This window comes from Nitratidesulfovibrio oxamicus, from assembly GCF_015731765.1.
GTDB lineage: Bacteria > Desulfobacterota > Desulfovibrionia > Desulfovibrionales > Desulfovibrionaceae > Cupidesulfovibrio > Cupidesulfovibrio oxamicus.
The window spans coordinates 1-9,641 of sequence record NZ_VRYY01000013.1; the positions used below are offsets into that span (position 1 = coordinate 1).

The 9,641-nt window shown below is 68.7% G+C and carries 8 protein-coding genes; 2 read left to right on the top strand and 6 right to left on the bottom strand.

Annotated features, from left to right (window positions below; all coding sequences use genetic code 11):
- Positions 1-129 precede the first annotated feature (129 nt).
- Together hemL and ahbB are read right to left on the bottom strand one after the other, a co-directional pair.
- Positions 130-1,407 (bottom strand): glutamate-1-semialdehyde 2,1-aminomutase, encoded by a 1,278-nt coding sequence (gene hemL, locus FVW20_RS00705; protein ID WP_196607866.1) that lies wholly within the window; start codon positions 1,405-1,407, stop codon positions 130-132.
- 553 nt (positions 1,408-1,960) lie between these two features.
- Complete coding sequence (gene ahbB / locus FVW20_RS00710) at positions 1,961-2,461, bottom strand: siroheme decarboxylase subunit beta (protein WP_196607867.1); 501 nt, start codon at positions 2,459-2,461, stop codon at positions 1,961-1,963.
- Positions 2,462-2,839: 378 nt separating this feature from the next.
- On the opposite strand from ahbB, the gene FVW20_RS00715 reads away from it, so the two are divergent.
- Positions 2,840-3,832, top strand: coding sequence for an NAD(P)H-dependent glycerol-3-phosphate dehydrogenase (locus FVW20_RS00715; protein WP_196607871.1), 993 nt, complete (start codon positions 2,840-2,842; stop codon positions 3,830-3,832).
- Positions 3,833-3,877: 45 nt separating this feature from the next.
- Here the strand turns inward: FVW20_RS00715 and FVW20_RS00720 are convergent, their stop codons facing one another.
- Positions 3,878-4,273: a secondary thiamine-phosphate synthase enzyme YjbQ gene (locus FVW20_RS00720; protein ID WP_015946134.1), complete on the bottom strand. Its 396-nt coding sequence runs from the start codon at positions 4,271-4,273 to the stop codon at positions 3,878-3,880.
- Between the two features lie 486 nt (positions 4,274-4,759).
- On the opposite strand from FVW20_RS00720, the gene selB reads away from it, so the two are divergent.
- Entirely contained in the window at positions 4,760-6,712 is a 1,953-nt protein-coding gene (selB, locus tag FVW20_RS00725) for a selenocysteine-specific translation elongation factor (RefSeq protein WP_196607868.1), read from the top strand.
- 164 nt (positions 6,713-6,876) lie between these two features.
- Here the strand turns inward: selB and FVW20_RS00730 are convergent, their stop codons facing one another.
- The 3 genes from FVW20_RS00730 to FVW20_RS00740 all read right to left on the bottom strand — a co-directional run bounded on the left by FVW20_RS00730 (position 6,877) and on the right by FVW20_RS00740 (position 9,609).
- Positions 6,877-7,134: a hypothetical protein gene (locus FVW20_RS00730; RefSeq protein ID WP_196607872.1), complete on the bottom strand. Its 258-nt coding sequence runs from the start codon at positions 7,132-7,134 to the stop codon at positions 6,877-6,879.
- Positions 7,135-7,471: 337 nt separating this feature from the next.
- Positions 7,472-8,395, bottom strand: coding sequence for an ATP-binding protein (locus tag FVW20_RS00735; RefSeq protein WP_196607869.1), 924 nt, complete (start codon positions 8,393-8,395; stop codon positions 7,472-7,474).
- On the bottom strand, positions 8,383-9,609 hold the full coding sequence (locus FVW20_RS00740) for a P-loop NTPase (RefSeq protein WP_269145795.1): 1,227 nt from the start codon (positions 9,607-9,609) through the stop codon (positions 8,383-8,385). Before FVW20_RS00740 ends, FVW20_RS00735 begins: the two co-directional genes overlap by 13 nt.
- Positions 9,610-9,641: the final 32 nt, after the last annotated feature.

The window sequence follows — 9,641 nt, forward strand, 5'->3', positions numbered from 1 at the left end:
TTCGCGCAGGCCCTTTTCGATGCCGCAGGTGGAAACGGTGATGCCGCAACGCAGGCGGGGGCGGGGCCGTTCCGGCGTCCGCCCCCGTGTCGTTGCGATGGTCCGGGGCAGGGCCCCGGCGCGTGCGCGCTACGCCGAAAGGGTGATGGCCCGGGCGGCGTCCAGCAGGGCGGCGAGGTCCGCGTCGGTATGGGCGAACGAGACCATGGCCGCCTCGAAGGGCGACGGCGCGAGGTAGATGCCCTTGTCGCGCATCTGCTTGTAGTAGCTGGTGTACAGGGCCGCGTTGGCGGTCTTGGCGCTGGCGAAATCGGTGACCGGCTGGTCGGTGAAGAACACCGTGAACATGGAGGCGATGGTGTTCACCCGCACCGGCACGCCCTTGGCCGCCAGGATGGCTTGCAGTTCCGCGGCCAGCGCGGACACGCGGGCTTCCAGCGCGTCGTAGTCGGACTTCTTCAGTTCGGTCAGGGTGGCGATGCCCGCCGCCATGGCCAGCGGGTTACCGGACAGGGTGCCCGCCTGGTACACTTCGCCGCATGGGGCGATGCGGCGCATCAGGTCGGCCCGGCCGCCGTACGCGCCCACGGGCAGGCCGCCGCCGATGATCTTGCCGAGGGTGGTCAGGTCGGGCGTGATGCCGAAGCGCTTTTGCGCCCCGCCGTAATTCACGCGGAAGCCGGTAATCACCTCGTCGAAGATCAGCAGCGCGCCGTGTTCGGTGCACAGGTCGCGCAGGCCCTGCAGAAAGCCGTTCACCGGCAGGACCAGGCCCATGTTGCCCGCCACCGGTTCCACGATGATGGCGGCGATGTCCTTGCCGTGCAGGGTGAACAGTTCCGCCACGGCGGTCAGGTCGTTGTAGGGGGCCAGCAGGGTGTCGCGCACCGTGGCCTCGGGCACGCCGGGGGTGCCGGGAATGGACAGGGTGGCCACGCCCGAACCGGCGCTGGCCAGGAAGGCGTCGGCATGGCCGTGGTAGCAGCCCACGAACTTGACCACCTTGTTGCGGCCGGTGACGCCGCGCGCAAGCCGCAGGGCGCTCATGGTGGCTTCTGTCCCCGAATTGACCATGCGCACCATTTCCACGCCGGGCAGGGCGTCGATGACGGCTTCAGCCAGGACCACCTCGTCCTCGCAGGGGGCGCCGTAGCTGGTGCCCCGGTCCACGGCGGCGTGGATGGCGCTGGCCACCACGGGGTGGGCGTGGCCGAGCAGCATGGGGCCCCAGGACTGCACGTAGTCGACAAAGGTGGTGCCGTCCACGGTGGTCAGGTGGCTGCCCTTGGCGTGGGCCACGAACAGGGGGTCGCTGTCCACGCCCAGGCAGGCGCGCACGGGGCTGTTGACCCCGCCGGGGATGAGGTGCTGGGCGCGTTCGAAAAGTTCCTTGGAGCGGTGGTCCATGCTGCGTTCTCCGTGGCGTGCGTGAGGTTCCGGCGGAAACCCGCGCGGGGCGGGTATGTTTCGGCGTTGGCAGGGCGGGGCCGGGTGGTGGCGGCCTGTGGTTATCGCGGTGGCGTTGCCATCAGAATCCTACGCGTTGCGGTCGCTATCCGTAAGGTTCGCGCGTTGCGCACGATGGCCGTAGGGCTCACAAGCTCGCCCAACGGCCACGCCTTGCGCCCTTTGGGTCGGTCTCCGTGCTCACCTGACGGCTACCGCTTTGTCGCCGGGCGGCGTTGGCTCGGCATTTTTGATGCTCACGTACAAGAGTACAGCGATGCTTTCGCCATCCGTAAGACTCGCGCCTTGCGCTCGCCTAACGGCTGCCGATCTGCGCTCAAAAATGCCGATCCGTCTTGCCCGGCGGACAAAACCCGTAATTCCTCGCATCGCGTCCGCACCAGCCACCCGCGGCGGAAGACCGTCGCGGGCATAAGGAAGAAAGGCGGTTTCCGGATGAAAAAATGGGTGCCTGAAAGGCGCGGCGCAGGGGGCGCGTCTTCCGGTATCGCGCCTATTCCGGAAAATAGACCATGGAGGTCTTTTTCAGCTCGCGCAGCGATTCGAGCACGGCGTAGTCGTCGAGCACGGTTTCGCGGCGCAGCTGTGCGATGACTTCCATGTGTTCCGTTTCGTGGCGGCCATGGATCATGGTGTACAGTTCGTACGGCCAGTCGGGCGCGGACGAGGGGCGGTAGTACACGTGCGAAATCAGCGGGTGGTCGGCGGCCTGCTTGCCCGCCTCTTCGGCCTGCTGCTCGGTGACGCGCCAGGCCACCATGGCGTTGTGGGTCCACCCGGCGCGCTGGTGCTTGATGCTGGCGCCGAAGCGGCGGATGGAGCCGTCTTCCTTCATGCGGCGCAGCAGGTCGAGCACGGTGGCTTCGTCGGTGCCCACGGCGGCGGCGATGTCTGCGTACGGGGTGGCGCTGTCGGGCAGGTTCTTTTGCACGATGGCCAGGATGCGGCGCTCGGTTTCGGTGAAACGGGGCGCGGTGTCGTCGGGACGGCTCATGCGTGGTCCTCGTTCGGTTGCGGTTCGACACACGCTGATACCCCGTCCCACCGGACGACGCAACCCGCAGGGGAGGGGAGACGGGCGGGTACTGTGGTGAGGCGGGGGGACAGGGGGCTTCGGGCGAGCGCGCTGCCCGGACGAGGCGGCCCCTGCCCGGACGGGGGGCGCAGGGCGCCGTCACCCGTCCGTCACTCATCAGTCACCGGTTTGCCGTATGAGGTCGCGGCGCGCCTGCCTTGTGGCGGCTCGCGCTTTGCCATATCCTTTCGCACCATTGATGGACTCGGCACGTCTGACATACTTGGCACACTTGGCACACTTGGCACACCACGGGCCGCTTGCGGCCACGGAGAACACGACATGACCAGCGACGCCATGCGCATCGCCGTCATCGGGGGCGGCAGCTGGGGCACGGCCCTGGCCCACCTGCTGGCGGGCAAGGGCTACGATGCGCGCCTGCTGCTGCGCGACGCCGATGTGGCGCAAGCCATCAACACCCGGCACGAAAACCCGCGCTATCTGGCGGGGCTGGCCCTGCATCCCGGCGTGCGCGCGTACGTGGTCGCCGCCGAGGCGCTGGAAGGCGCGGACGTGGTGCTTTCCGTGGTGCCCTGCCAGCAGGTGCGCGGGGTGTTGCGCGGGCTGCGGCCCCTGCTGCCGCGCGAGGTGGTGTTCGTCAGCGCCAGCAAGGGCGTGGAAACGGGCAGCATGCGCACCATCGCCGAAATGGTGGCGGAGGAACTGGACGGGCTGGACCCGCGCTATGCGGTGCTTTCCGGGCCGTCCTTCGCGGCAGAGGTGGTGCGCAACCTGCCCACCGCCGTGGTGCTGGGCTGCACGGACGCGGACCTTGGCGCGCGGCTGCGCGAGGTGTTCTCCACCCCCGGCTTCCGCACCTATTCCAGCACGGACGTGCGCGGGGTGGAGCTTGGCGGCGCGGTGAAGAACGTCATCGCCATTGCCGCCGGGCTGTCCGACGGCCTCGGCTTCGGCAGCAACGCGCGGGCCGGGCTGATCACGCGCGGGCTGGCGGAAATGTCCCGCCTGGGCGAGGCGCTGGGCGCGCGGGCATCCACCTTCATGGGGCTTTCCGGCCTTGGGGATCTGGTGCTGACCTGCACGGGCGACCTTTCGCGCAACCGGCAGGTGGGGCTGCGCCTGGCCGAGGGGCGCGCGCTGGCCGACATCGTCACCGAAATGCGCATGGTGGCCGAAGGGGTGAAGACCACGGAGGCCGTGCACGACCTTGCCGCCGCCATGGGCGTGGACATGCCCATCACCGACGCCATGTACAGCGTGCTGCACGACGGCGCCAACCCGCACGACGCGGTGCGCGAACTGATGACGCGCGAGCTGAAGGAAGAATAGCCCGTTCGGCCTTTCCGACCGTATTGGTTGTCGTGGTCGCCTTGGCTACCCCGGCAGCCACTGCACCCACAGCCTGCGCTCGCGCGGGCCGTCGAATTCGCAGAAGTACACCCCCTGCCATGTGCCAAGGCGCAGCCGCCCGCCATCCACGATGAGCAGCATGGACGGCCCGAACAGGCTGGTCTTGATGTGCGCGTCGCTGTTGCCTTCGGCGTGGCGGTAGTCGCCACGCCGGGGAACGATGGTGCCCATGTTCACGGCGATGTCGCGGGCAACGTCCGGGTCCGCCGCCTCGTTCACGGTCACCGCGCCGGTGGTGTGCGGACAGAACAGCACCAGCGCGCCGTCGGTCCAACCCTTGCGGGCCACCAGTTCCTGAAGTTCTTCGGTCACATCCAGCAATTGTTCGCGCGCTGTGGTGCGCAGGGACAGCGTTTCCATGGGGTCTCCTTGGGGGATTCTTCTGTGGGAGATGGGGGGCTGTGGGGCGGGCCGGGTTGCGCCGCGCCGGATGCCCGCGCGGGCCACTTGCGGGTTCAGGATGGCGCATTTTCGTCGTTTCGTCAGTCTGGGCGGCGTGTTGCGAGTTGGGTCGCCGTTCGGCCAGCTTGAGTCCGTGCTGTTTTTTGCCTACAACCACATGACGATGCGAGGCAAGCGAGGTTCATGCCGGGGTGTTGCTCCCGTGTCTGCCTGCCCGTGTCCGCGCTGTTCCCCTGTAGCCCCTGCGTACTTCATTCCATCAGGAACATTGAAGGGGGTGCAGGGGGCGAAGCCGCTCTGCGATCGCCAGCCGTAAGGCTCGAAGACTCGCCAACGGCTGCCGTCCATGCCCGCCGGAGGCGCAAGAGAAATCTCCGGCATCACCCGCCCACCGCAGGCATGTAAAAACTGCCTGCCGGGGCGTTACCACCCGGGAGTACACGCATGCCTGTCGTCATGGGCACCGCAGGACATATCGACCACGGCAAGACCTCGCTGGTCCGCGCGCTGACCGGCATCGACTGCGACCGGCTGGAAGAGGAAAAGCGCCGGGGCATCACCATCGAGCTCGGCTTCGCGTTCTGCGACCTGCCGGGCGCCGGGGCCGGAGTCGGACGGCTGGGCATCGTGGACGTGCCGGGGCACGAACGCTTCGTCAAGAACATGGTGGCCGGGGCGTCGGGCATCGACTTCGTCATGCTGGTCATCGCGGCGGACGAAGGGGTGATGCCCCAGACCCGCGAGCACCTGGAAATCTGCTCGCTGCTGGGCATCCGCCACGGCCTTGTGGCCCTGACCAAGGTGGACATGGTGGACCCCGAATGGCTGGAGCTTGCGCAGGAGGACGTGACCGGTTTCCTGGCCGGGACGTTCCTTGAAGGCGCTCCCATCTTTCCTGTGTCGTCAACCACCGGGCAGGGGCTGGACGCCCTGCGCGAACACCTGGCGATGCTGGAGCGCGAACTGCGCCCGGTGCGCCGCAGCGACCTGTTCCGCCTGCCCGTGGACCGCGTGTTCACCATGAAGGGGCATGGCACGGTGGTCACCGGCACCATGGTGTCCGGCAGCGTGAAGGTGGGCGACGAGGTGGTGCTGTACCCCGGCGGCGCGCAAACGAAGGTGCGCAGTCTGCAAAGCCACGGCGGCCCGGTGGACGTGGCCCCGGCCGGGCGGCGCACCGCCGTCAACGTGCAGGGGCTGGACGTGGAGGACGTGCAGCGCGGCGACGTGCTGGCCCACCCCGGCACGCTGTTCCCGTCCCTGCGCTGGATGGTCCGGCTGACCTGCCTGTCGTCCGCACCCACGCCGCTGAAGAACCGCACCGAGGTGCACTTTCACCACGGCGCGCGCGAGGTGCTGGCGCGGCTGTACTTCCCCGACCGGGACAAGCTGGCCCCCGGAGAAACCGCCCTGTGCGAGGTGCGCTTTACCGAGCCCATGGTGGGCGTGGCGGGTGACCGCTGCGTGGTGCGTTCGTTCTCGCCGTTGCGCACGGTGGCCGGGGGCGCTGTGCTGCACCCTCTGGGGCTGGACCTGCGCCGCAAGGACGCCGAATTTTCCGACAAGCTGGCCCTGCTGGAGGGCCTGCCCGACGCGCACGAGGCCGGGGACGCCGCCACGCAGGAGGTGGCCACCCAGTCCCTGCTGCGGCTGGCCGGTTCCGCCGGGGCGCGCTTTGCCCAGCTTTCGGTGCTGACCAACCTGGAATCGAAGCGGCTGGACAAGGCCCTGCAAGCCCTGGGGGCCAAGGGGCAGGTGTTCTGCTTCGACCGGGACGAACGCGCCTACGTGGACGCGGAGACGGTGCGCCGCCTGGGGGCGGGGTGCCTGGCCCGCGCGGCGGAATACCACGCCCGCGAACCGCTCAAACCCGGCATGGCGCGCGGGGCGCTGTCCGCCGGGTGGGGCCGGGGGCTGCATCCCAAGCTGGTGCATTTCATCATCGAGCGGCTGCTGAAGGCGGGCGAACTGGTGGCCGAGGGCGACGTGCTGCGCCTGCCGGGGCACAAGGTGTCGTTGGCGTCGGATCAGGAGGGCCTGCGCGCGAAGATCCGCGTCGCCTACGCGGAAGGGGGCAGCAGCCCGCCCAATGCGAAGGACGTGCTGGAACCGCTGGGGCTGGAATTCAAGGAAGCTGCGGCGGTGTTCAAGCTGCTGCAGGACGCCGGGGAACTGGTGAAGGTGAAGGACGGGCTGTACTTCCCCGGCCCGGTGATGGCGGACCTGAAGGCCCGCGTGGCCGCATGGTTCGACACCCACGACGACCTGGACCCGGCGGGGTTCAAGGAACTGTCGGGCGGCCTTTCGCGCAAGTACGTGATTCCGCTGCTGGAATACTTCGACAAGGAACGCGTGACCATCCGGGTTGGGGACAAGCGGCAGTTGCGGGGGCGGTAGGCGCGGTTTCCGAATTGTGTTTTTCGCCCGTTGGCAGGCCGACCCGAAGGGCGCGATCGCGCCTTCGGGCTGCGTCAGCGTGCACGCGGGTTACGGGTACCATGAAAGAACGTCACCACCGGGCGGACCCGGTGGTGACGTTTGCGTCTCTGGAGAGCGGAAAATCAGAACAGCAGCGCGCGCAGGCTGCCCAGAAGGCCGCCAAGGGTGCCCTGCGAAGGCCCGGCCATGCCGGGCGGGGGCGGCAGCACCACGTCCCCGGCGTCGGGCTGGACGGCAAGACGCTGGCGCAAGGCCGCGTAGGCCTGGTCCAGGCGTTCCTCTTCGCTGCGGCGCTTGCGTTCGGCCTCGCGCATGGTGCGCTCGTGGCGTTCCATGGCGTTCTGGTGCCGTTTCAGCAGGTGCTCGACATCGTCATGCATCACGAACCTCGTTGTGGCCGGTCTCTGCCACAGGCTTCTCCGAGGGGCTTTTCCGCCCTGCGGCCTGCGCGCAGCTCACGAATATCTTTAGAAAATTTACGCATGTGACTATAGCGCCGCCGTGCGTTTTCTGTCAATCGCACGAGATTTGCGGGTAAAGAAAAACCTGCGGTCCGGGTGACGGACCGCAGGTTTTCATGTCATGTCGCTGGGATTCGGAAAAACACGAACGTTGCGGCAAAGAAGGGCGCTGTCCGCGGTGTGCCATTTCGCACGGGTCGGGCAGGCAGGGTGCCGATTGTGGAGCGCGTTCCGCCGGGGATGTGGGCGGCTGCCGTCAGGTCTCTGTTGTCGTGGTCGTCATGGCCTGCAAGTTGTTCCATACCTCGCTGAACAGGACGCCTTCGGCATGGGGCGCGAATTCCGGCACGGAAAGCCCGGCGAACTGCGCGGCCATGAATGTCGGCGAATGGGGCAGGCTGCCGAGCAGGGGCAGCCCGTGTCCCGCGCAGTATGCCTCCATCTGGCGAGCCATGCCGGTGTGGATGTCCGCCTTGTTCAGAAGCACTGCGGCGCGCACGCCGAAGTGCCTGGTCAGGGCGTGCACCCGCTCCAGATCGTGCAGCGCCGAAACCGTGGGTTCCGTTACCAGCAAGGCCATGTCCGCTCCGGCCAGCGAGGCGATGACAGGGCAGCCTACCCCCGGCGAGCCGTCGATGAGCACGGTGCCCGCGCCCAGTGATTCGGCGATTTCGCGGGCGCGGTTGCGCACAGTGCTGACAAGCTTGCCGGAATTTTCCTCGCCGATGCCGAGCGCCGCGTGCACCATGGGGCCGAAGCGGGTGTCGGAAACGTACCATTCGCCGCAGTGGCGTTCATCCAGCGCCACGGCCCCTTCCGGGCAGACGTGGGCGCAGGCGGCGCAGCCTTCGCACATTTCGCGTGCCACATGCGGCGGCGCGTTCAGGGCGCCGTAGCGACAGGCTGCGGTGCAGGTGCCGCAGCCGGTGCAGAGGGCCGCGTCGATGCGGGCCAGCACGCCGCTGTGAAAGTCGTGCCGCTCGCGCACCACGGGAGCCAGCAGCAGATGCAGGTCCGATGCGTCCACGTCGCAGTCGGCCAGCACCAGCGCGGGCGGTTGCGTCACTCCTTCGCGAGTGCCCGCCGTGGCCGCGCTTTCGCGGGCCACCGCCGCCAGCGCCGCCGTGACGCTGGTCTTGCCCGTCCCCCCCTTGCCGCTGATGACCACTATCTGTCGCATGTCCGCTCCTTGGCGCTCGTGGTGGCGGCGGGATCATCCGTCACCATGGGCGCTGTGACCGGTTTCGCCACTCTGGCCAGGTTCTCCAGCGCGTCCGCCAATCCGGCATAGGCGGCGCGCACCTCCGGCGCGGCGTCGTGCACCAGGCTGCCGGTGGCCCCGCATTCCGCCGCGGCCCGGCTGAAGGGGATGACCCCCAGCAGGGGCACGCCTTCGCGCGCGGTCCAGTCCTGTACGGGGTCGCCCGCCGGGATGCCCGCAGCCTCTGCCGACGACGGTGCGGAGGGCAGGCCCATTCCGGCCCGATTCAGCACCACGGCATGGGACAGGCGCAAATGCCGCGCAAGGCCCACGGCCAGGCGCAGATCGTGCAGGCCGAAGGGTGACGGCTCGGCCACCAGCAGCAACAGGTCGGCGTCGTGCACCGCGTTGATGGCGGCGCAGGCAACGCCCGGCGGGCAGTCGCGGATGACAAAGGCGCACGGTCCCTGCGCAGAGGGCGCGCCGGGGGGTACGGCAGGTGGCGGCATGTCCTTCACCGCCTTGATCAGGGGGGTGGCCATGGCCTCGCCGATGCGCAGCACCCCGTCACGAAAGCGCAGGACGGGTGCGGTGGCGGGAAGATCGGGGGCTCTGTCCGGCCTGCCCGTTCTGTCCGCCATGTTCACCCTGTCTGCACTGGCGCCCATGGCTGGGCGGATGCGCGCGATGCCGCCGCGCACCTCGCCCACCAGACGCGTGGCATAGGTCATGGCACCCGTGGGGCAGACCAGGGCGCACAGGCCGCAGCCGTGGCACAGGTCCGGAAAGTCCAGCACCGCATCGCCCATGAATGCCAGCGCCTTGAAGCGGCATGCGTCCACGCAGCGGCGGCATGCCGCGCCAAGGCACAGGGTTTCGTTCACCTTGGGCACGGGCAGGGTGCACTGTTCGCGCGTTTTCCATTCCACGGGCAGGAACAGGTGCGCGTTGGGTTCTTCCACGTCGCAGTCGGCAAGCGTCACCTGGTGCCCCCGCGCGGCAAGCAGCGCGGCAAGGTTCACGGCAACGGTGGTCTTGCCCGTGCCCCCCTTGCCGCTGGCAATGGCCAGTTTCATGCGGCCTCCGTCGCCGTGGCTCGTCCATGCAGGCTGCCGGGGACGGCGTTTCCCGGGCTGCCTGTCCGATCGCCGGTGACCGTCACTGTCCGTCGCCGGTGGCGGGCGGCATGGCAGGACCGCGCCCGCGCCCGCGCCCGAATCCGGCT

Excerpts from the sequence above, each read along its gene's own strand:
- hemL (WP_196607866.1), bottom strand. The coding sequence starts at position 1,407 with ATGGACCACCGCTCCAAGGAACTTTTCGAACGCGCCCAGCACCTCATC.
- ahbB (WP_196607867.1), bottom strand. The coding sequence starts at position 2,461 with ATGAGCCGTCCCGACGACACCGCGCCCCGTTTCACCGAAACCGAGCGC.
- FVW20_RS00715 (WP_196607871.1), top strand. The coding sequence starts at position 2,840 with ATGCGCATCGCCGTCATCGGGGGCGGCAGCTGGGGCACGGCCCTGGCC.
- FVW20_RS00720 (WP_015946134.1), bottom strand. The coding sequence starts at position 4,273 with ATGGAAACGCTGTCCCTGCGCACCACAGCGCGCGAACAATTGCTGGAT.
- selB (WP_196607868.1), top strand. The coding sequence starts at position 4,760 with ATGCCTGTCGTCATGGGCACCGCAGGACATATCGACCACGGCAAGACC.
- FVW20_RS00730 (WP_196607872.1), bottom strand. The coding sequence starts at position 7,134 with ATGCATGACGATGTCGAGCACCTGCTGAAACGGCACCAGAACGCCATG.
- FVW20_RS00735 (WP_196607869.1), bottom strand. The coding sequence starts at position 8,395 with ATGCGACAGATAGTGGTCATCAGCGGCAAGGGGGGGACGGGCAAGACC.